This is a genomic window from Mycobacterium sp. 852002-10029_SCH5224772 (assembly GCF_001667315.1).
In the GTDB taxonomy this organism is placed as follows: domain Bacteria; phylum Actinomycetota; class Actinomycetes; order Mycobacteriales; family Mycobacteriaceae; genus Mycobacterium.
On record NZ_LZHT01000015.1, the window covers coordinates 216,716 to 236,937 of the forward strand.

A 20,222-nucleotide genomic window follows, 5' to 3' on the forward strand; every position below is an offset into this window, starting at 1 on the left:
GAGTTATGTTCCGGTTTATGGCCGACAACACTGTGCGGGTCGATCCGGTGGTGATGCAGGGCACCGCCGTCTCGCTGAGCGGTGCGGCCGAGCATCTTTCGGCTCAACTGTCCCAGCTCGACGGCCAGGTGGGTCAGATGTTGGGTGGTTGGCAGGGCGCGGCAGGCAGCGCATACGGGTCCGCGTGGGAGCTGTGGCACAAGGGCGCCCACGAGGTCGAGCTCGGGTTGTCGATGCTGGCGCATCTGGTGGGCCAGGCCGCCGGGGCGTACCAGAGCAACGAGGCCGGGTCCGCCCAGGCGGAGCGGTCGGTGCGCGATGGCTGAGGCGTTTCGGGTTGATCCGCAGGCGTTGGCCGACGCGGTGCAGCGGATGGCGGCGTTTCAACGCTACGCCGAAGACATGATTGCCGAAATCGATTCTCGCGTAACCCGTTTGCACGGGACGTGGACGGGTGAGGCCGCGGCGGCCCACGCCGAGGCACATCAGCACTGGGTGCGCGGTGAGGCCATGATGCGCGAAGCGCTGGCGCAACTGGAGAAAGTGGCCACCACCGCGCACGGCAACTACACCGGCGCGATGTCGACGAATCTCGGTATGTGGTCGTGAATACATGGCGCCGCTGGCGTGTGACCCGACTGCCCTAGACCGCGCCGGCGCCACAGTACTGTCCACCGGCGTTTCGTTGGGATCGGTGATCTCGACCTTGACCACCGCGCTCGCCGGCAGCGCGGGCATGGCCGGTGACGATCCCGTCGGTGCTGCGCTGGGCCGCGCCTACAACGGTGCAGCGGCCAAGGTGATCGAGGCGATGACCAGTACCCGCAACGGGCTGTGCAGCATCGGCGACGGCGTGCGGATGTCGGCACACAACTATGCGCTCGCCGAGGCGATGTCGGATGTGACGGGCCGCGCCTGGGGTCTGCCAACACCGCCGGTCACGGCCCCGTTGACCGGCGGGGCTTCGCCGCCGTCGGCCGTCGGTGCCGGTAGCGGCGCCCCGGCGGGCTGGGGCTGGGTCGCGCCGTATATCGGAATGATCTGGCCCACTGGCGATTCGGCGAAGTTGCGTGCCGCCGCGGCGGCGTGGACGACTGCGGGCGTCAACTTCATGACGACCGAGATCGCGGCAGGCGGAGGCACGATGGCCGCCATTGCCGCGCAGCAGATTCCCGAGGCCGCCGCCATCAACAAGGCGTTGACTGATGCGTCTGGCGCCACGACCAGCGTTGCACGGCAATGCCAAACGATCGCCGCGCAACTCAATAGCTACGCAGCCAAGATCGACAAGGTCCACGCGGCGATCCTGGATCTGTTGTCCCGCATCTGCGATCCGCTGACCGGGATCAAAGAGGTCTGGGATCTCCTGACCGATGAAGACGAAGACGAGATCAAAAGGATCGCCGACGACATCAAAACGGTGGTTGACAGCTTTTCCCAGGAAGCCGAAACGCTGGGCGGCCAGATCGAGGCGACGATGTCAGCGGCCGCCGCCACGACAGAAGATATGGCTCACTGGGCGAGTAAAGAATGGGACCACTTTTTGCACGGCACCCCGGTGGGGCGGGCACTCAATCAGGTCGGCCAGACATTCAAAGGAATCGGCGTCGAGGGCTGGGATTTCCTCAAAGGTGTGTACGAGATCAGTCAATTCCACGCGGTGCTCGACCCGAAGGGCTACGGCGAAACCATGAGCGGCATGGTTGCGGGGGCTGGGACGCTCGTCGGCTTGGGGCCTGACGGAGGGCCCGGAGTCGCCGAGTCGTGGAAAGCACTGGGTAAGGACATCACGCACTGGGACGAGTGGGGCAAAAACCCCGCCGAAGCACTCGGAAAATCGATTTTCGACGCGGCAACTCTGGCCTTGCCCGGTGGACCGCTCTCCAAGCTGGGCAAAGTCGGGCACACCGCGGCGGATGCGCTGAAAGGCTTGAAGAAGCCACCCGAAATTCCCAAAGTCCCCACCGCTAAGCCTCCGGCCGAGCCGCCACCTACCGGTCCCAAGCCGCCCGAATCGGGCCAACCGGCGCCCACGGGCAAACCAGCGCAGGGACCCGCCGACGGCCCCCTGCCGCACAGCCCGACGGAATCCAAGCCGCCCGTTGGCGAGACACCTCACAGCGGCGAACCGAAACCCATTGCGGTCCCGCCAGAGTCGGGGGACAAGCGCCCGGCGCCCTCGCCCGCTGGGGACGCTTCGGTCCCTCATTCAAAACCACCCGAGCCCGTGCCCGCCCACGTTCCGGCGTCTCCCGCCGGACCTCCGGCTGCGCCGACTCCCCACGCCGGTCCCCCACCAGGGTCCGCGCCCGCAGCCGCGGCGGCTCCGCACCTGCCGACGCCGCCGTCTGCTCCCATGGCAGGCGGGATCCCCGCCGAAGCACCTCCCGGCCTGGGTGAGGTTCCCCACGGCGGTGAACCCACCGCTCATCCTGTCGATCCGCATGGCGGGGCTCACCATCCGCCCGGCGACGGCAACGGCTCGCATCCGCCTGGCGACGGTGGCGGGCCCCATCAACCTGGTGGCGGCCATCCCCCTGGCGACGGCGATCAACCGCACGACCCCCACCCCGGTGATGACGGCGATACGCCCGGTGATCATCACCACGGTGACGGCGGCGACCATGATCCGCCCAAGGCCAGGGACGTTTTCCCCGAAGCGAAAGAGTTCGGCGACCTTTCCGAAGCGCAATACCGAGAACTCTTTGAAGATGAAAACGGCAACCTAAGGTATCCGGATGTTGATGATCCCGCAAAGCCATATGCTATTCCGGGAACAGTCCGCACCCTTACGCCCTCCGAAATTGCATCATTGCACGGAAAATGGCTAGATCGTGTTGGACATCCAGCCGGAAACTGGCTTGCTTTTGAAGGTGCCCCGTACGAGGGACGTGCGCTGCCTCACACGAGTCTCGATAAGCTGTATCACGCTTATAAAGTAGATGCGACTGTCGGCCTTCCGGCGGGTTGGAAGATCGAATTTTCGAAAGCAGCACCATGGTTTGGCCACCCAGGCGGTGAACCTCAGCTCCTTATACTGGCTCCGGAAGGCGCGGAGGCGAGCGTCCAACAACTTATCGATACAGGGTTCTTAAAGGAATACTATCGCTAGGAGCACAGGATGACCGATTTGTACATTAACCTGAGCGAGTTTCCCCCACCGCTACACCGGATTGTGAAGTCGTGGTACTCCTGGCAAGAAATTTATCTGCGCAAAATGGGTAAGCCTCTGCCACAAAGCGACTCTGGGGCGCAAAAAAATATCCAGGATCTAGACTGGGGAACAAGACCACCTACGATGACCGATAGCATCACCCTTCGCTTCCTTGACGATTACGAGCTTTCTTACTATCTGATCATTGACGACAATCGATACTATATCGACAAGCAGTCTCGCGGCTCACGCAAAACTTACTGGATGTTTAGGCGATTCGAGGACGCCGAGAAGTACATGCTGTTTTTAATAAGCCAAGAAGCGCGCCCAGGAAGATATAGCGATTCTCCCAGCTATCGTTGGTACCAAGAAGGCGTGGACCCGAGGATAAGCCTCACAAGGCCCGATCCCGTAAATTATCCCGGACGCGTCAGCATCACAGTAGATCGCGAATCAACAGACAGAGGATGGATGCCGGAACACGACGCCGTCGCAGCATCACATCTGATCGTACTCAGTTTCGAAGAGCTCGATGACATACTTCGTCAAGGAATTCCACCGGACTGGTTTAGCCTGAAGATCATCGGGTGAACGCGCCGGTCTCCCCAGAGCGGAGGACTGTGCTTGTCAATCGCGACTGTGCTTGTCAATCGCGCGCGTCGTGGATTTTACGACGGACACGACTCGAAAATCGCCATTTGTATTCTCTTTGACACTACGCAGCTGAGGTAATCAGTGGACTCAAAGGGCGGAGATCTTAAGTAGTGTGGATCCTACGAATAAAGACCATCATAGCGGATTGAGCTCGTTGAACGATTAACATCGACGCTTCGAGATGCCGCTCGAAGAAGACGCTAGCCGCTGCGGGTTTTCATCCCTCCGTATATCAACCCAGGATGGAAATTCTTGCGTTAGCGTGTGATGAATTGACGAGTGCATTGCTCGAACCGGGCCGTCCAGCCACGACTGTGACGCTGCCGTCACACTCGGCGTCGAACGTGACGCCAGCGTCGCACTCGGCAGCCCGAGACGCAGCCCGGCACGCATCAACGCCCCCACGCCATCTGCCCGATAGGGTTGGGGATCGGGCACCCGCCGGGTCACCAGGCAGCACAGCGATCTAGGAGGTTGGGCGATGACTTCCTTTGACCCGGTCAACGCGGACCACACCGGTTACGTTGACTTGGAGTCGCTGGGCGCGGACGCCAGCGCGGCCCGCGCGATCGAGGGCATGCACGAAGATGCCGCCGCCGCCCCGGACCGTCCGCAACCCCCGATCGACCTCACCGCCGCCGCCTTCTTCGACGTCGACAACACCCTGGTGCAGGGCTCCTCGGCGGTCCACTTCGGCCGTGGGCTGGCCACGCGCAACTACTTCACCTATCGCGATGTGCTCGGATTCATCTACGCCCAGGCCAAGTTTCAGGTCCTCGGGAAGGAAAACAGCGACGACGTCGCCGCGGGCCGGCGCAAGGCGCTCGCGTTCATCGAGGGTCGATCGGTCGAGCAGCTGGTGGCCCTGGGCGAGGAAATCTACGACGAGATCATCGCCGACAAGATCTGGCCCGGCACCCGCGAGCTGACCCAAATGCATCTGGACGCCGGCCAGCAGGTGTGGCTGATCACGGCCACACCCTACGAACTCGCCGCAACCATTGCCCGGCGACTCGGCCTGACCGGCGCGCTGGGCACCGTTGCGGAATCGGTCGACGGCGTCTTCACCGGCAGGCTGGTCGGCGACATCCTGCACGGCACCGGCAAGGCACACGCGGTGCGGTCGCTGGCAATTCGCGAGGGGCTCAACCTGAAACGCTGCACTGCCTACTCCGACAGCTACAACGACGTGCCCATGCTGTCGCTGGTCGGGACCGCGGTCGCCATCAATCCCGACGCCCGCCTGCGCGCCCTGGCCCGGGAGCGCGGATGGGAGATTCGCGACTTCCGCACCGCCCGCAAAGCGGCCCGGATCGGGGTGCCATCCGCGTTGGCGCTCGGCGCTGCCGGTGGTGCGCTGGCCGCGGTGGCCTCTCGCCGGCAATCACGCTGATAAGCTGCGCCGCGCAGACACCTTCGAGCGGAGAGCACAGCGGCATGACAGTCCCCAAAGAAGCCGAAGGACTCATCGGCAGCCACTACCGCGCACCGGACTACTTCGAGGTCGGTCGCGAAAAGATCCGTGAGTTCGCGCTGGCGATCAAAGACGACCACCCGGCGCATTTCGACGAGAATGAGTCTACGGAAGCGGGGTACCCCGCGATGGTGGCTCCGCTGACGTTCCTCGCTATCGCCGGGCGCCGCGTTCAGCTGGAGATCTTTACCAAGTTCAGCATCCCCATCAACATCGCCAGGGTCATCCACCGCGACCAGAAGTTCAAGTTCCACCGGCCGATCCTGGCGCACGATAGGCTTTTTTTCGACACCTACCTAGACTCGGTGATTGAGTCCCACGGCACCGTGCTCGCGGAGATCCGCAGCGAAGTGACCGATGCCGATGGAGAGCCGATCGTCACCAGCGTTGTGACAATGCTGGGGGAAGCCGCAAATCAGGCCGAGACCGAAGCAACGGCCGCGGCAGTTGCATCAATATCCGCAGGGAAGTTAGGGGCGTCGTAAATGTCACCACAGGGGGAAACGGGAACGCAGCTGCATCCGCCGGTCGAGGCCGTGCGATCCCACTACGACAAGTCGAACGAGTTCTTCAAGCTTTGGCTTGACCCGTCAATGACCTACAGCTGCGGCTACTTCGACGAGAATCCGGATCCGCAGAATCTGACCAAGACGCTCGAAGAGGCTCAGTACGCCAAGCGCAAGCTTGCCCTGGACAAGCTCAACCTCGAGCCCGGCATGACGCTGCTCGACATCGGCAGCGGCTGGGGCTCGACGATGCGCCACGCGGTGGCCGAGTACGACGTCAACGTGATCGGCTTGACGCTGAGCGAGAACCAGTACGCCCATTGCGTGGCCGAGTTCGAAAAGATGGACAGCCCCCGCCGTAAAGAGGTGCGGATCCAGGGCTGGGAGGAATACGACGACGAGCCGATCGACCGGATCGTGTCGCTGGGCGCATTCGAGCACTTCGCCGACGGCGCGGGTGACGCGGGGTACGAGCGTTACGCCACCTTCTTCAAGAAGTATTACGACCTGCTGCCCGACGACGGCCGCATGCTGCTGCACTCGATCGTGGTCCCCAGCCGCGAAGAGGGCAACGCGATGGGCTTGAAGGTGAACATGACCCTGCTGCGGTTCATCAGCTTCATATTGAAGGAGATCTACCCGGGCGGAAAGCTGCCCCAGGTCGACCTGGTCGACAAGTACTCCACCGACGCGGGTTTCAAGATCGAGCGACACCACTTCATCGGCAAGAACTACGTTCCGACGCTGACCGCCTGGGCGGATGCCCTCGAGGCGCATAAGGACGAGGCGATTGCCCTGAAGGGGCAGGAAACCTACGACATCTACTTGAAGTATCTGCGGGGCTGCTCGGACCTGTTCCGTGACGGGTACACGAACGTCTGCCAGTTCACCATGGTCAAGTAGCCGCTCGCGCGCACTAGCGCCCCGGTGCCATTGGCGCCGGGGCGCTTTGCTTGCCCGCCACAGGCCGAGCGTCGGCTTGTTGCGCCGAAAGCTCGGAAAGCGCCCCCACGCTGGGTGCTACGCGCGGCCGCGCAGGCCCCGTTAGCCGAAGAAGATGTTGCGGCGGCCGGCGAGCAACCGGTACAGCGTCTGCTGGATGGTCTCTCGCACCTGGTCGGTCACCTCGAAGGTGACCATCGGGTCGTCGGCGTCCGACGCCGCGTAGTCGTCGGTGTAAATCGGCTCACCGAATGCGATGTGCCACTTGGATGGCAGCGGCACCAGCCCCATCGGCCCGGCCAACGGGAAGAGCGGCGTGATCGGGAAGTACGGCAGCCCGAACAGCCGTGCCAGCAGCTTGACGTCGGTCAGCATCGGGTAGATCTCTTCGGAACCGATGATCGAGCAGGGGATGATCGGCGCCTTGGTCCGCAGCGCCGCGGTGACGAATCCGCCGCGGCCGAACCGCTGCAGCCGGTAGCGGTCCTCGAAACGCTTCCCCAGCCCCTTGTACCCCTCGGGGAACACGGCGGTCAGCTCGCCGGCGGCGAGCAGCCGGTGCGCGTCCGTCGTGCAGGCCATGGTGTGGCCGGCCTTGCGGGCCGCTTCGCCGACCACGGGCAGGTCGAACACCATGTCGGCGGCGAGCAGTCGCAGCTCGCGATGCGCGGCGTGTTCGTCGTGCACGGCCACCGACAGCATCAACCCGTCGAACGGCAGCACCCCGGCGTGATTGGCGACCACCAGCGCGGCGCCGTCGGCGGGCAGGTTCTCGATCCCGCTGACCTCGACGCGGAACCACGACCGGAAGAACAGCCGCAGCAACGGCCGGACGATCGCGCTGTTGAAGTGCGGATCGAAGCCGAACTCGTCGACGGTGTAGTCGCCCGTCAGCCGCTGGCGGAGGAATCCGGCAACCGACGCGACGCGCTGCGCCAGCTCATTCAGCGGCACCTCGGCGGACGATCCCCCCGCGGCACGCCGGTGCTCGTCGATTTCGCGAACCACCGCGGCGATCTGCTCCGCGGACGCGGAGCCGCGCGGATCGGACATCATCGAGGGATGCTGGCGAGCAGCCTCTGCCCTCTGATCGGCTCTCCGGCGCGCTGCTACCCGGCCCCGATTAGTGTGCAGCGGAATGACATTCGCTCTGGTTTCACCCGCCACGATACCTACCTGACCCCACCCCACGGAATTGGATTTCGGCTACCCCAGCGCTGGGCCAGGGATATGGCGCGACCTTCCAAGGAGCGTACCCGATGTGGGTCGATTATGGGAGTCAGGCCTCGGCCGCGAACGTAGTCGTCAAAGGCCTCCGCCGTCGTCCATTTCGGCTGGTAGTCGAGTTCTGAGCGCATCCGGCTGGTGTCCATGACGCGCCCATAGCTCAAATAATCAAACTGATCGCGACTGATCTCGTTGTAGCGGTTGGCCCGGCGCAACGAATCCAGTGCCCAGACACCGAAACCCGGTACGGGCAAAGGGATCCGGCCGGCCCGACGGATCGCCTGCGACAGCATGATGATGCCGTCGGCGCCGATGTTGAACGTTCCCGCCTTGCCGGCCATCGCCGCGCGCTCCAGCGCACCGAGGGCATCCTGCTCGTGCAGCAGCTGCAGGCGGGCGTCGCGGCCGAAGATCGTCGGCACCAAAGGCCCGGCGAGATAACGCGACAGCGTGGTGTCCATCGCCGGGCCGATCATGTTGGCCAGCCGCAAGATCGTCACGGCGATGTCGGGCCGGCGCCGTCCCAACCCGCGGGCATAGGCCTCGATGTCGAGGCTGTCCTTGGCAAAACCGTCGCGGAAGGGCCGACGGCTGGTGCTGTCCTCGGTGAACATCACCGGATCGTGGGCGCTCGAACCGTAAACCTCCGACGTCGACTTGAGCACCACCCGGCGCACCGAGGGCGCCTTTTGGCAGGCCGCGAACAGCTGCATCGCGCCCATCACGTTGATCTCTTTGAGCGCCGCCGTGCCGCCGGACCGCGGCGCGTACGACGCGGCCGCCGCATGCACCACCGTGTCGACGTCGCCGTTCCGAATCACCTTGGCAATAAAGGGATTTCGGATGTCGGCGCGGACGAACTCGGCGCGTCCCATCCGGCGCAGCATGTCCTTGCTGGGGGCGATCGCGTCCACCGCGATGACCCCCTTGATCATCGGGTTCTGCGCGAGCCGAGCCGTCAGGTAGCCGCCCAGAAATCGGCAGGCCCCGGTGACCAGCACGATTTTCGGGTAATGCGCCGCGTTGCCGGCGGTGTCGTCCGGCCCGGTGTTCTCCCCATTCGACGCATCCACCCGAACAGCCTAGCGGTCGGCGAGACGGCCGCACTACGGTACTTTGCGGGTACTTTGCGGGTACTTTGCGGGTACTTTGCGGGCACTTCGCGACCGGTTACGCCGTTTTTACGACGGCCTTATGACGGCCTTAAGGCGGGCCGCAGCGGGGGTTACTTGCCGAGTTTTCTGCGCTGCACCCGGGTGCGACGCAGCAGCTTGCGGTGCTTCTTCTTCGACATACGCTTGCGCCGCTTCTTGATTACTGAACCCATGAACTCCGCTATCTGACCGAGACCTGCTTCAAAGCTTGGACCCGCACACTTTACCCAGCCGGACATACCCAACGCCAAACCGGCATCGCCTGACCGCCGCGCAACCGCGCAGCCAGACGCCGCCCGTGAGCGGCCACCGGTGTCAGGTCAGCCGGCGTCGAAGTACGACGTCTCCAGCATGTCGTGGACGGCCTTGGCGTGCACCCGGAAGGACCGGCCCACGCGGACCGCGGGTAGTTCGCCGTTGTGCACCAACCGGTAGACCGTCATCTTGGAGACCCGCATCAACGCCGCCACCTCGGCGACGGTGAGAAATTGCGTCCTGCCCTGTTGGCCATCGACGGAACTGGTGTCCCGCGGCTTACCTGCAGAATCTCGCGTTGATGGCCCATTCGTAGACGTCATCGCAACCCAATCGTGTCAGGCACGCGCATGCCAGCGGCTTCCCCTCCGCTGGCACCGACACGTGCTTACAAAGAGGAGAATAGCGGGACTAATGGGGTTACTGGTACTGGTGGGGGACAATCAGTTCAAAAAACTTGGATTACTCTGATGTAATTCTTAGCTGCTCAGAGCGCATTTTGGCGGCCTGAACCGCCGCATCAACGGCCGCTCGCAGGCCGCCTCGTTCCAGCTCGCGCAGGGCGGCCGCGGTGGTGCCGCCGGGCGAGGTCACCGTCGCCCGCAGCTGCGTGGCGGTGGCGTCCACCCTCATCCCGGGCGCCTCGGCCTCGCCCGATCGGCGATCGGCGTCCATCCGCTCCAGCAGCATCGCCGCCGAGCCGGCCATGGTCTGCGCGGTCAGTTCGGCGGCCACCTCGCGGCTCAGACCCGCTGCGACGCCGGCGTCGATGAGCGCCTCCACCATCAGGAAGAAATACGCCGGACCCGAGCCCGACAGCGCGGTGACGGCGTCCATTTGGCTCTCGGGGACGCTCAGCACGCCGCCGACGGAGTCGAACAGGGCCGAGACGCCCTCGAGCTGGGGCGGGGTGACGAACCTGCCCTTGGCCAGGGCCGTGACCCCCGCGCCGACCAGCGCCGCCGTGTTCGGCATGGCCCGCACCACCGGCGTCCCGGCCGGCAGCTTGGACTCGAAGTAGGTGATGGTGACGCCCGCCGCGACCGTGACGAACACCTGCTCGGCGGTATCGCTCTCGGCCGCGGCGGCGGCCCGCGCGACCTCCGACATCACCGACTCGACGTCGGCGGGCTTGACGGCGACCACGACGAACGACGCGTTTTCCACCGCCTCGGTCACCGAGGTGATCAGCACCGAATAGGTGTCGGCCAGATACTTGGCGCGCTCGGGAACCCGCTCGACCACCACCAGGTCTTTGACCTGCCGGCCGGCGCGCAACAGACCCGACAGCAGTGCCTCCCCGATGCTGCCGCCACCGATGATCGCGATTCTTGCCATGCCGGACAGCATCGCAGACACCGCCCGCTAGCGAGCGGCAGGGACCAACGCCAACTGGCGGGCCTGCACCACCAGGCGGCCCAGGCTGTCGACGACGGTGTGGTCCTCGTCGAACCAGTCGTGGCCGATCTCGGTGCAGGTCGCGAGGATGCGCAGCCAGCCGTCGGCGGGCAGCCCCCGCAGAAAGGCGGTCAGCTGGATTGTGGGCGCCCAGCCGGTGCGGTCCACGGCGAAGGTCACCGGCGCCGACAGATCGCCGCACATGAGCGCGAACAGGGCGTCCGGGGCCACACCGCGGGGGCGCGCCCACATCTGGATCATCGGAGGGCGCCCGTCGGCGCGGGCCCGCATCGTCGACAGCACTGGCCGTACGTCGCAGCCCTCGCCCAGGTGCACCAGGCCGGCCAGCGGATGCCCGGGGCCGATCGGCTCGATGTCGTCCGGCGGTTCGGGCGCCATCAGGTCCAGCACCGGGTTGGCCGACAGCAGCGGTTTGGCCGCACCGTCGGGAGGAAAGTGTTCCGGCTCGCCGAGGTTGACCACGGCGTGCACCGCGGTGCGGTCGCCCTGGGTGAGTTCCACGTCCACGACGCTGATCCGGCGGCCGCGCTTGCGGATCGACGTGACCAACTCCATCGGCCCCGGATCGGGCGCCCACAGAAAGCTCGCCGACACGGCGACGGGCTGCTGGACCGATTCGGCCCCGCCCGACTGTGCGCCGCAGGCGGTGCGGGCGGCGTTGGCGCAGAGTGCCAGCATCGCGCCGCCGTGCACCTTGGGACCGATGGTCCAGCGCTTGTCGAGTTCTCCTTCGTAGACGCCGGAGCCGTTTTCCCGCAACGACATTGCGGTGGTGAATAGTGCGTTCATGGACTTTTGTGGGTCTCCTGGGTGATCAGCGCAGCAGATGTGTGCGAGCGAACTGCAGCGACTCGGCGAGCATGGCTTCGCGCTCATTGGCTGAACGCGCGCTGGACGTTGACACCTCCAGGATGACGTGCCCGGCGAAATGGGTGCCGGCCAGCATCTCGCACAGCTCCACGGTGGGTTGCGTGCCGCGCCCGGGCACCAGGTGCTCGTCGGCGGGCAGCCCGTTCCCGTCGCACAGGTGCAGATGGACCAGCCCCGCCCCCATCCGCTGCGCCATGTCCAGCGAATCGGTGCCCGCGGTCGCGGTGTGGGACAGGTCCAGCGTGTAGTGGGCGTGGTCGCCGTCGAGTGGGTCGTAGGAGGGCGCGAACGCCGAAATCGCGGCACCGGGGCCGCCGCCACGTCGGCGCATCCGTTCCAGTGACTGACCGGCCCCGAAGAGCCGGTCCGCCCGGAACGGGAACATGTTCTCCACCGCGACCATCACGTCGCTCGACGCCTCCAGCTTCGCCACCTGCTCGCTGAACCCCTCGGCGTAGCGCCGCTGCCAGCGAAACGGGGGGTGCACGACGACGGTCTGCGCGCCCAGTTCTTCGGCGACGCGCACGCTGCGGTCCAGCTTGGTGATCGGGTTGGGGCCCCACACCCGCTGCGAGATCAGCAGGCACGGCGCGTGCACGGACAACACCGGGACGCGATAGCGCCGGGACAGCTTCTTGACGGCGGCGACGTCCTGGCTCACCGATTCGGCCCACACCATCAGCTCGACGCCGTCGTAACCCAGCCGGGCCGCGTACTCGAACGCGGCCTCGGCCCGCAACGGGTACACCGAAGCCGTGGAAAGGCCGACTTTGATGGCTGGACGCACTGGATGGGGGCGCCGCTAGCCCGACTGCAACGACAGCGCCAGCGGCCCCAGGGTGATCAGCGCACCCACCGCGACCGCGATCAACGTGCTGGCGATGTCCTCGGTTTTGCGGACCACCCGCACCCCGACCACCAGGCCCAGGATGACCAGCACCGAGAGCACCAACGCCACGATGCTGTTCCAGCGCCACAGTTGGTCGAAAGCCACGAACAACCCGCCGCCGAACGCGACGGCCAGGATCGACTGCAGCACAACCACACCGCCGCGCCACAGCGCGTCGAGCCTGCCCTGCACCGGGTGGGCGTCGAAGCCCTCCGCGTGCCCGCCCTCGGGGTGCTCCTCGTCGCCGAGCAACCCTGCGGCCAGCGACCCCGTGCCCGCGGTGTCTCCGTGCTCCTCCAGGTCGTCCTCCGGCGACTCCGAAGACCGCAGGTAGGAGCGCACGTAGGCGGAGTCCTCCAGCGCGGGTTCGGCTTCGCGCACGTCGGAGTCCATCACGTCCACGGGGATGTCGGCGTAATGGTCCATCGGGTCGGGACTCATGTCCTCGGCGCCGGACGGTTCCCCGGGCTCGGCGGTCCCGTTCGCCAACGGCCGGGGGTAGGCGCTGCGCTCGGGGCCCGACACCCGCTTGGGCTGCGGCGGCGACTTGGGCCAGCGCGGCTCGGGCTCGGACCAGTAGCCGGCCCTAGGCTTGTCTTCGGTTACCGGCTCGGCAACGGCGTTCTCGGCGACGGCGTCTTCGGCGGGCCCGGCGGCCTCGATCGTGTCCGTGGCGCCGTGTTCGGCGTCGTCGTCGTCGCGGATCACCGGGATTTCACCGGTCAGCTCGGCGACGGTCACCGCGTCGCTGTCACCGCGCCGCCGGCGCCGCCGCGGGGTGACCGCCGGGGCTCCGATGGTTCCGTTTCTGGCCAGCAATTCGGCAACCGAGATCGGCCGAGTGCCAGGGCTCTCGGTCTCGGAGTGCGGTCCGGTCATGGTTTGTCGCCTCTCGATCGGTGCTGATTCCGATCAACTACCTGACCTCCAGCATTACGCACCGACGGCCCCATGAGTGCGGTTCCGTCGGCTTCGCTGTCGAGTTTGCGCAGAATGAGACCTTCCCGTAATGCCCACGGGCAAATATCCACCGATTCCATCGACAGCGCTCGCATGCTCGCCTCCGCCACCAGCGCACCCGCAACAATCTGCGGTGCGCGCTCGGCGCTCACTCCTTCCAGCTCCGCCCGGTCAGCGGTCGTCATCCTAGAGATGAAAGATATGAGTTGCCTGAGGCCGTTTGCTGTCAGCGTCCTTTTGACCCGCGGCCCGGCACCAGACGGGGCCGCGCCGGTGAGCCGCGCCAACGAGCGGAACGTCTTCGACGACGCGACCGCCAGGTCGGGACTGCCGGCATCGAGGATCTTCGCGCTGGCTTCGGCGAGTTCGGCGTCCAGCCAATCCCGCAGCATTGCCACCCGGCGCCGCCCGGGCGGATCGTCGGGCAGCCATTCGCGGGTCAGCCGGCCGGCGCCCAGCGGCAGCGACATCGCGACCTCGGGCTCCTCGTCCAGGCCGCTGGACATCTCCAGCGAGCCGCCGCCGATGTCGAGGTTGATGATCCGGCCAGCGCTCCACCCGTACCAGCGGCGCACCGCCAGGAAGGTCAGCCGCGACTCGTCGACCCCGGTCAGCACCCGCAGCTCGACGCCGGTCTCCTTGCGCACCCGGCTCAGCACGTCGTCGGAGTTGCCGGCATCCCGGACGGCCGAGGTGGCGAAGGCCATCACCTCTTCGCAGCCCGAACTGTCAGCGATCTTGGCGAATTCGTCGATCGTGGAAATCAGCTTCTCGGCACCACGTTTGGTGATCTTGCCTGCGCTGTCGGTGGCCTCGGCCAACCGCAGCGTGGCCTTCGTCGAACTCATCGGCGTCGGATGACCGCCCCGGTGGGCATCAACCACCAGGAGATGCACCGTGTTGCTGCCCACGTCGAGAACGCCCAATCGCACGTAGACAACCTAACTGGGCGCCGCCGCCAGGGTTTTGCGCGACCCGGTTAACCCACCGTGATCACGGCCATACGGGCCGCGAGTGTCAGCGGCTCGGCTGCGCCGAAACGTGGTCTAACGTGGACTGTGTGGCGAATTCGCACCCAGAACCCGGACGGCCGGGACACGAGGTCGAACTGGATTTCGCCCGCGAATGGGTGGAGTTCTACGACCCCGACAACCCCGAGCACCTGATCGCGGCCGACCTGACCTGGCTGCTCTCGCGGTGGACGTGTGTGTTCGGCACTCCGGCCTGCCAGGGCACAGTGGAGGGGCGCCCGGACGACGGCTGTTGCTCGCACGGCGCGTTTTTATCCGACGACGACGACCGCGCCCGCCTGGACGACGCGGTGAAAAAACTGACCGCCGCCGACTGGCAGTTTCGCGAAAAAGGCTTGGGCCGCAAGGGATATCTGGAGCTCGACGAGCACGAAGGCGAACCGCAGTACCGCACCCGCAAGCACAAGGATGCGTGTATTTTCCTCAACCGCCCGGGCTTCGCGGGCGGCGTCGGCTGCGCGCTGCACAGCAAGGCCCTCAAGCTCGGTGTGCCGCCGCTGACCATGAAACCGGATGTCTGCTGGCAGTTGCCGATCCGTCGCAACCAGGAGTGGGTGACCCGGCCCGACGGCACCGAGATCCTCAAGACCTGGGTCACCGAATACGATCGCCGCGGCTGGGGTTCTGGGGGCGCTGACCTGCACTGGTACTGCACCGGCGATCCGGCCGCTCATGTCGGCGCCAAGCAGGTATGGGAAAGCCTGGCCGACGAACTCACCGAGCTGCTGGGCAGCAAGGCGTACGCGGAGCTGGCCGCAATGTGCAAGCGCCGCAGCAAGTTAGGGCTTATCGCGGTGCACCCGGCGACTCGCATCGCCGAGTAGCCGGCTAGCCTTCCAGCTTGTAGCCCAGGCCCCGCACCGTCACCAGGTGCACCGGGTTGGCCGGGTCGGATTCGATCTTGGATCGCAGCCGCTTGACGTGGACGTCGAGCGTCTTGGTGTCGCCGACGTAATCCGCACCCCACACCCGATCGATCAACTGCCCGCGGGTCAGCACCCGGCCGCTGTTGCGCATCAGATACTCGAGCAAGTCGAATTCCTTGAGCGGCAAGGTGATCGCGTCACCGTTGACCGAAACGACGTGGCGTTCGACGTCCATCCGCACCGGACCGGACTCGAGCACACCATCGCTGATCTCGGAATCGTCGTCGCCGCCGCGGCGCAACACCGCCCGGATCCGGGCGATCAACTCACGCGCCGAATAGGGTTTGGTCACATAGTCGTCGGCGCCGAGCTCGAGACCCACGACCTTGTCGATCTCACTGTCCCGGGCGGTCACCATGATCACCGGCACGCTGGAACGCGCGCGCAGTTGCTTGCACACATCGGTGCCCGACATTCCGGGCAGCATCAAATCGAGCAGCACGATGTCGGCGCCGCTCCGATCGAACTCGGCGAGCGCGGCCGTCCCGTCGGTCACCACGGTGGCCTCAAAGCCCTCCTTGCGGAGCAGGAACGCCAGCGGATCGGCCAGCGACTCCTCGTCCTCCACGATCAGCACACTGGTCATGAGCGCCACTCCTCCTCATCGCTGCGATCTGCAACGTCGTAAGCGCGGGTCATCGACTTAGCTCTTCCTCTCGTTGGGGCCGGTTGGGCCGCGCGTCGCGGCTTTGCGGCTGCTCGGCTTCACCCTCGTCTCGAGGAGCCGGCATGGCCGCCGGAATGGACAGGGTGAATGTCGATCCGGTTCCCGGCTTGCTCCACACGCCGATGGTGCCGTTGTGGTTGGCCGCGACGTGTTTGACGATGGCCAGGCCCAGGCCGCTGCCGCCGGTGGCCCGTGAGCGCGCCTTGTCGCCCCGGAAGAACCGCTCGAAAACTCGCTGCTGGTCTTCCAGGGCGATGCCGATCCCGCGATCCGTGACGGCGATCTCGACGTTCTCGCCGCGGCGGCGACGGCTGATCGACACTGGCGAGCCCGGAGGCGAATAGGCGATCGCATTGGACACCAGATTGGCCAGCGCGGTGATCAACAGCGTTTCGTCGCCCAGCACCCGCAGACCGCTCGCGGCATCGGTGCGGACCTCGATGTTGGCGTTGTCAGCCCCTACCTTGTGGCGCGAAATCGCTTCGCTCACAACCCTATCGACGTCGACGTCGATGACGTTGGGCAGCGGTTCGGCGCCCTGCAGCCGGGACAGCTCGATCAGCTCGGCGACCATGTCGCCCAGACGGTTGGCTTCGACGAGCACCTTCTCCGCGAACCGTCGCACGGTCTCGGAGTCGTCGGCCGAGGCCAGCAGGGCCTCGGCGAGCAGGCCCATGGCGCCCACCGGGGTCTTGAGCTCGTGGCTGACGTTGGCCACGAAGTCGCGCCGGGTCGCTTCCATCCGCGCATAGTCGGACTGGTCGTGAGCGAAGACCACGGCGAACCGGCGGTCTGTTTCGCTGAGCAAGCGGGCTTGCCCGTGCACCGACAGCCCGGACCGGCCCCCCGCCCGTTTCGCCGGCTGCAGGTCGAATTCGACGTCGACGCCGGTCAACGCCTGCTGCGCCGCCTCCCAGGCCTGGTCATCGAGCTGGCGGTCGCGCACCAGGCCCAGCTGCTTGGCACGGTCGTTGAGGTAGACGACGTCGCGATGGACGTCCACCACCGCCGCGCCCACTGGCATCAGGGCCACGATGCATTCCAGCATCTGCCCGACGGTGATCCCGGTCCATTCGGTGCTCACCCGCTGGCGGCGCTGCAACGCGCGCGGGGACAGCCGGGCGCCGACCGCCACACCTGCGGCTAGTGCCAGCACGGACAACACCCCGGCCAGCAACAGCGCCGAGAACACAGTCACATAGCAAATCCTACAAATCTTCCTGAACAACGCCCTAGCGGAACGAGGCCAAAATCGGACAAGTCACACCTTGCGCCACAGGTGTTCCGCTCCCGTTCACGTGGTGTTTGGCTAATTCGGGCGTTTCCGCACCAATCGCGCCGGCGTGCGAAACTCAGCCGCGCCCCTGCCCGGCCACCGCGGCGGCACCGGCGGCGGCCGCTTCGGGGTCGAGATAGGTGCCGCCCGGCACCACCGGCCGCAGGTCGGCGTCGAGGTCGTAGCGCAGCGGGATGCCGGTCGGGATGTTCAGTCCCACGATGTCGTCGTCGGACATCTGATCGAGGTGCTTGACCAGGGCCCGCAGTGAGTTGCCGTGGGCGACGATCAGCACCGATTTGCCGCTGCGCAGGTCTGGGACGATCACGTCGGTGAAGTACGGCAGGAAGCGGACGACGACGTCGGCGAGGCACTCCGTCAGCGGGCCGCCACCAATGTCGGCGTAGCGCGGGTCGGCGTCCTGGCTGTAGGTGCTGCCCTTCTCGATCGGCGGGGGTGGTGTGTCATAGCTGCGCCGCCAGGCCATGAACTGGTCGTCGCCGTAGCGCGCCTTGGTTTCCGCCTTGTCCAGGCCCTGCAGCGCCCCGTAATGGCGTTCGTTGAGCCGCCAGGTGCGCCGCACCGGAATCCACAGCCGGTCCGCGGCGTCCAGCGCCAGGTGCGCGGTAGAGATGGCCCGGCGCAGCAGGGACGTGTAGAGGACGTCGGGCAACAAATTGTGTTCGGCCAACAGCTCGCCGCTGCGCACCGCCTCGGTGCGGCCCTTGTCGGTCAGCCCGACGTCCACCCAGCCGGTAAACAGGTTCAGCGAGTTCCATTCGCTTTCGCCGTGGCGAAGCAGTACCAGCGTGGCAGAGTCACCCATGCCGGTCAGTCTCTCACGCACCCATCGAGTCGCGCCGAGCGTGACCGCACTGCGAGATTCGGCTCGGATTTTCGCAGTGCGGTTACGCTCGTGAGCTATTCAGCGCTCGTCGTCGTCTTCGTCGATGAGGTGGGCGAAGGCCTCCAGGTTCTTCAGCGACTCCCCCCGCGACACCCGCCACTCCCACTCTTTCTGAATCGACGAGCGAAAACCCAACTCCAGCAACGTATTAAAGTCCGAGTCGACCGCTTCGAGCACCTGTCCGAGTACCCGGTCGATCTCGTCAGCGTCCACCGACGGCAGCGACATGCGGCCCACCAGGTAGATGTCGCCGACGTTGTCCAGCGTGTAGGCCACGCCGTAGAGCCGGCGATTGCGCCTGAGCAGGAACCGGTAGACGCCCTCGTGGTTCTCGTCCGGCTTGCGACACACGAAGGCCTCGACGCGCACCGAGTGCTCACCGACGCTCAAGATGGTGTTGGTCTTGAGCTTGCGCTCGCCGGGCAGTTCCACCACCACGCCCGGCGGGCCGCCATGTGCGCCAGTGTGTTTCGAGTAGTTCAGCCCACTGGCGTTCAGGGCATCCTCGATCACCTGCGTCACATCACCGGCGGAAGTCATGCGCCGCTCCTCAGCATCGCTTCGCTCTGCATCGTCACCGGCGGAAGTCACGCGCCCACCCCGCGGCGCTCGGCCGTGTACCCGCGGATCGCGCGGCGATAGCTGGCCAGCAGCGCATCGGTGGTGTGATCCCAGGAGAAGGAGGCCGCGTGGGCGGCGGCCGCCCGGCCCATGTCCTCGGCTTGTGCCGCGGGCAGGTGCAGCAGCCCGTCCAGGGCAGCCGCCCATCGGTCGACGTCGTGCCCGGCCACCAGCGTGCCGGTGATCCCGTCGCGCACCGCCACCGGCAGCCCGCCGACCGCGGCCGCCGCCACCGGGGTACCGCAGGCCTGCGCCTCGAGGGCGACCAGGCCGAAGGACTCCGAATAGCTGGGCACCGCAACCACATTGGCGGCCTGGAACAACGTGGCCAGGTTCGGGCGGGTCTGCGGGGGCAGGAAGGTCACGCGCGCGGTGATGCCCAGATCGTCGGCCAGCCGGGCCAATCCGTCCGGCGAAGCCAGGCCGCTGCCCGACGGACCGCCCGCCACCACGATGCGCACCCCGGGCAGTTTCGCGGCTGCACGCAACACGATGTCGGGCGCCTTCAGCGGCTGGATCCGGCCGACGAACGCCACGATGTCTTCGTCGGGCGGGAGGCCCAGCGCGGCGCGGGCGGCCCGGCGGTCGCCGGGCCGGAACACGTCGAGGTCGACGCCGGGATGGACGACGTCGATCCTCGCCGGGTCGGCGTGGTGAATCGAGATCAGCTGCCTGGCCTCGTCGTCGGTGTTGACGATCAGCCGGTCCGCCTCGTCGACGACCTGCTGCTCGCCGACCGTGCGCAGCGGCGGCTCGGGCGAGTCACCGTCGGCCAGCGCCGCGTTCTTGACCGCGGCGAGGGTGTGTGCGGTGTGCACCAGCGGCACCGCCCAGCGGTCGCGCGCCAGCCAGCCGACCTGCCCGGACAGCCAATAGTGCGAGTGCACGATGTCGTAATAGCCGGGCTCGTGCGATGCCTCGGCGCGCAACACCCCGGCCGCGAAGGCGCACAGCTGGGTGGGCAGGTCGTATTTGTCCAGGCCTTCGAACGGCCCCGCCACCACGTTGCGGACCAGCACCCCGGGCGCCACCCGCGCCACCGGCGGGTCGGCGGACGCGGTCGCCCGCGTGAAGATCTCCACCTCGATGCCGCGCCGCGCCAGGTGCAACGCGGTCTGCAGCACGTAGACGTTCATGCCGCCCGCGTCGCCGGTGCCGGGCTGCGCCAAAGGTGAGGTGTGGACCGCCAACACTGCGACCCGGCGCGGTTCATTCAGCCGGAATACGTCATCGTGCCGCACCCTGTCATCTTTACAGGACGGCTCGCCGGCGACCGCAAGCGCGCAGGGC

Annotated in this window: 22 protein-coding genes; 8 read left to right on the forward strand and 14 right to left on the reverse strand. The window is 66.3% G+C overall.

The genetic code is table 11. The features are described from left to right. Positions 1-17 precede the first annotated feature (17 nt). The 7 genes from A5775_RS05720 to A5775_RS05745 all read left to right on the forward strand — a co-directional run bounded on the left by A5775_RS05720 (position 18) and on the right by A5775_RS05745 (position 6,691). Positions 18-326 carry a WXG100 family type VII secretion target gene (locus tag A5775_RS05720; protein WP_067249041.1) on the forward strand — a complete coding sequence of 103 codons (309 nt, stop codon included), beginning with the start codon at positions 18-20 and terminating at the stop codon, positions 324-326. Continuing rightward, positions 319-609 (forward strand): WXG100 family type VII secretion target, encoded by a 291-nt coding sequence (locus tag A5775_RS05725; protein ID WP_067248861.1) that lies wholly within the window; start codon positions 319-321, stop codon positions 607-609. The genes A5775_RS05720 and A5775_RS05725 overlap by 8 nt, the downstream gene beginning before the upstream one ends. A 4-nt stretch (positions 610-613) precedes the next feature. Beyond that, on the forward strand, positions 614-3,112 hold the full coding sequence (locus tag A5775_RS05730; RefSeq protein WP_067248865.1) for a TNT domain-containing protein: 2,499 nt from the start codon (positions 614-616) through the stop codon (positions 3,110-3,112). 9 nt (positions 3,113-3,121) lie between these two features. Next, positions 3,122-3,745: a hypothetical protein gene (locus A5775_RS25305; protein WP_156660576.1), complete on the forward strand. Its 624-nt coding sequence runs from the start codon at positions 3,122-3,124 to the stop codon at positions 3,743-3,745. A gap of 544 nt (positions 3,746-4,289) precedes the next feature. After that, on the forward strand, positions 4,290-5,201 hold the full coding sequence (locus tag A5775_RS05735; protein WP_067248868.1) for an HAD family phosphatase: 912 nt from the start codon (positions 4,290-4,292) through the stop codon (positions 5,199-5,201). A gap of 44 nt (positions 5,202-5,245) precedes the next feature. Further along, positions 5,246-5,767 (forward strand): MaoC family dehydratase N-terminal domain-containing protein, encoded by a 522-nt coding sequence (locus tag A5775_RS05740; RefSeq protein WP_067248872.1) that lies wholly within the window; start codon positions 5,246-5,248, stop codon positions 5,765-5,767. Beyond that, positions 5,768-6,691 carry a cyclopropane mycolic acid synthase family methyltransferase gene (locus tag A5775_RS05745; protein ID WP_067248876.1) on the forward strand — a complete coding sequence of 308 codons (924 nt, stop codon included), beginning with the start codon at positions 5,768-5,770 and terminating at the stop codon, positions 6,689-6,691. It begins immediately after the preceding gene. A gap of 141 nt (positions 6,692-6,832) precedes the next feature. Here the strand turns inward: A5775_RS05745 and A5775_RS05750 are convergent, their stop codons facing one another. From A5775_RS05750 to A5775_RS05785, 9 genes are all read right to left on the reverse strand, one after another. After that, the gene (locus A5775_RS05750; RefSeq protein ID WP_197512364.1) at positions 6,833-7,921 is read right to left on the reverse strand and encodes a lysophospholipid acyltransferase family protein; all 1,089 of its coding nucleotides are present in this window, start codon (positions 7,919-7,921) and stop codon (positions 6,833-6,835) included. Next, the gene (locus A5775_RS05755; RefSeq protein ID WP_067248879.1) at positions 7,903-9,030 is read right to left on the reverse strand and encodes an SDR family oxidoreductase; all 1,128 of its coding nucleotides are present in this window, start codon (positions 9,028-9,030) and stop codon (positions 7,903-7,905) included. Before A5775_RS05755 ends, A5775_RS05750 begins: the two co-directional genes overlap by 19 nt. Before the next feature lie 152 nt (positions 9,031-9,182). Then, positions 9,183-9,284, reverse strand: a complete 102-nt coding sequence (locus A5775_RS24645) for a 30S ribosomal protein bS22 (protein WP_003402602.1) — start codon at positions 9,282-9,284, stop codon at positions 9,183-9,185. A gap of 147 nt (positions 9,285-9,431) precedes the next feature. After that, on the reverse strand, positions 9,432-9,689 hold the full coding sequence (locus A5775_RS05760) for a cell division/environmental response transcriptional regulator (RefSeq protein WP_067164836.1): 258 nt from the start codon (positions 9,687-9,689) through the stop codon (positions 9,432-9,434). 139 nt (positions 9,690-9,828) lie between these two features. Continuing rightward, positions 9,829-10,704 (reverse strand): pyrroline-5-carboxylate reductase, encoded by an 876-nt coding sequence (gene proC, locus A5775_RS05765; protein WP_197512366.1) that lies wholly within the window; start codon positions 10,702-10,704, stop codon positions 9,829-9,831. 27 nt (positions 10,705-10,731) lie between these two features. Then, positions 10,732-11,574 carry a thioesterase family protein gene (locus tag A5775_RS05770; protein ID WP_067248885.1) on the reverse strand — a complete coding sequence of 281 codons (843 nt, stop codon included), beginning with the start codon at positions 11,572-11,574 and terminating at the stop codon, positions 10,732-10,734. Between the two features lie 25 nt (positions 11,575-11,599). After that, on the reverse strand, positions 11,600-12,442 hold the full coding sequence (locus A5775_RS05775; RefSeq protein WP_067248889.1) for a sugar phosphate isomerase/epimerase: 843 nt from the start codon (positions 12,440-12,442) through the stop codon (positions 11,600-11,602). Between the two features lie 15 nt (positions 12,443-12,457). Then, the gene (locus tag A5775_RS05780; RefSeq protein ID WP_067248893.1) at positions 12,458-13,423 is read right to left on the reverse strand and encodes a hypothetical protein; all 966 of its coding nucleotides are present in this window, start codon (positions 13,421-13,423) and stop codon (positions 12,458-12,460) included. Then, a complete protein-coding gene (locus A5775_RS05785) occupies positions 13,420-14,436 on the reverse strand; it encodes a Ppx/GppA phosphatase family protein (RefSeq protein ID WP_067248896.1) in 1,017 nt (338 codons plus the stop codon). The genes A5775_RS05780 and A5775_RS05785 overlap by 4 nt, the downstream gene beginning before the upstream one ends. A 119-nt stretch (positions 14,437-14,555) precedes the next feature. On the opposite strand from A5775_RS05785, the gene A5775_RS05790 reads away from it, so the two are divergent. Continuing rightward, positions 14,556-15,359 (forward strand): hypothetical protein, encoded by an 804-nt coding sequence (locus A5775_RS05790; RefSeq protein ID WP_067248901.1) that lies wholly within the window; start codon positions 14,556-14,558, stop codon positions 15,357-15,359. A 4-nt stretch (positions 15,360-15,363) separates the two neighbouring features. On the opposite strand, the gene regX is transcribed toward A5775_RS05790, so the two are convergent. The 5 genes from regX to mshA form a co-directional block, all read right to left on the reverse strand. Beyond that, the gene (gene regX / locus A5775_RS05795; RefSeq protein WP_067249050.1) at positions 15,364-16,047 is read right to left on the reverse strand and encodes a two-component sensory transduction protein RegX; all 684 of its coding nucleotides are present in this window, start codon (positions 16,045-16,047) and stop codon (positions 15,364-15,366) included. 49 nt (positions 16,048-16,096) lie between these two features. Then, positions 16,097-17,326: a cell wall metabolism sensor histidine kinase WalK gene (locus tag A5775_RS05800; RefSeq protein ID WP_156660577.1), complete on the reverse strand. Its 1,230-nt coding sequence runs from the start codon at positions 17,324-17,326 to the stop codon at positions 16,097-16,099. A gap of 154 nt (positions 17,327-17,480) precedes the next feature. Beyond that, positions 17,481-18,230: a phosphoglyceromutase gene (locus tag A5775_RS05805; RefSeq protein WP_067248907.1), complete on the reverse strand. Its 750-nt coding sequence runs from the start codon at positions 18,228-18,230 to the stop codon at positions 17,481-17,483. Positions 18,231-18,329: 99 nt separating this feature from the next. Then, positions 18,330-18,851 carry a YbjN domain-containing protein gene (locus A5775_RS05810; protein ID WP_067248910.1) on the reverse strand — a complete coding sequence of 174 codons (522 nt, stop codon included), beginning with the start codon at positions 18,849-18,851 and terminating at the stop codon, positions 18,330-18,332. Positions 18,852-18,898: 47 nt separating this feature from the next. Next, complete coding sequence (mshA, locus tag A5775_RS05815; protein WP_067248913.1) at positions 18,899-20,173, reverse strand: D-inositol-3-phosphate glycosyltransferase; 1,275 nt, start codon at positions 20,171-20,173, stop codon at positions 18,899-18,901. Positions 20,174-20,222 lie beyond the last annotated feature (49 nt).

Bases quoted from the DNA above. Each gene is read 5' to 3' on its own strand.
- proC (WP_197512366.1), bottom strand. From the start codon at position 10,704: ATGGCAAGAATCGCGATCATCGGTGGCGGCAGCATCGGGGAGGCACTG.
- A5775_RS25305 (WP_156660576.1), top strand. From the start codon at position 3,122: ATGACCGATTTGTACATTAACCTGAGCGAGTTTCCCCCACCGCTACAC.
- A5775_RS05725 (WP_067248861.1), top strand. From the start codon at position 319: ATGGCTGAGGCGTTTCGGGTTGATCCGCAGGCGTTGGCCGACGCGGTG.
- A5775_RS05735 (WP_067248868.1), top strand. From the start codon at position 4,290: ATGACTTCCTTTGACCCGGTCAACGCGGACCACACCGGTTACGTTGAC.
- A5775_RS05760 (WP_067164836.1), bottom strand. From the start codon at position 9,689: ATGACGTCTACGAATGGGCCATCAACGCGAGATTCTGCAGGTAAGCCG.
- A5775_RS24645 (WP_003402602.1), bottom strand. From the start codon at position 9,284: ATGGGTTCAGTAATCAAGAAGCGGCGCAAGCGTATGTCGAAGAAGAAG.
- A5775_RS05720 (WP_067249041.1), top strand. From the start codon at position 18: ATGGCCGACAACACTGTGCGGGTCGATCCGGTGGTGATGCAGGGCACC.
- A5775_RS05730 (WP_067248865.1), top strand. From the start codon at position 614: ATGGCGCCGCTGGCGTGTGACCCGACTGCCCTAGACCGCGCCGGCGCC.
- A5775_RS05770 (WP_067248885.1), bottom strand. From the start codon at position 11,574: ATGAACGCACTATTCACCACCGCAATGTCGTTGCGGGAAAACGGCTCC.
- A5775_RS05805 (WP_067248907.1), bottom strand. From the start codon at position 18,230: ATGGGTGACTCTGCCACGCTGGTACTGCTTCGCCACGGCGAAAGCGAA.
- A5775_RS05810 (WP_067248910.1), bottom strand. From the start codon at position 18,851: ATGACTTCCGCCGGTGATGTGACGCAGGTGATCGAGGATGCCCTGAAC.
- regX (WP_067249050.1), bottom strand. From the start codon at position 16,047: ATGACCAGTGTGCTGATCGTGGAGGACGAGGAGTCGCTGGCCGATCCG.
- A5775_RS05780 (WP_067248893.1), bottom strand. From the start codon at position 13,423: ATGACCGGACCGCACTCCGAGACCGAGAGCCCTGGCACTCGGCCGATC.
- A5775_RS05740 (WP_067248872.1), top strand. From the start codon at position 5,246: ATGACAGTCCCCAAAGAAGCCGAAGGACTCATCGGCAGCCACTACCGC.
- A5775_RS05745 (WP_067248876.1), top strand. From the start codon at position 5,768: ATGTCACCACAGGGGGAAACGGGAACGCAGCTGCATCCGCCGGTCGAG.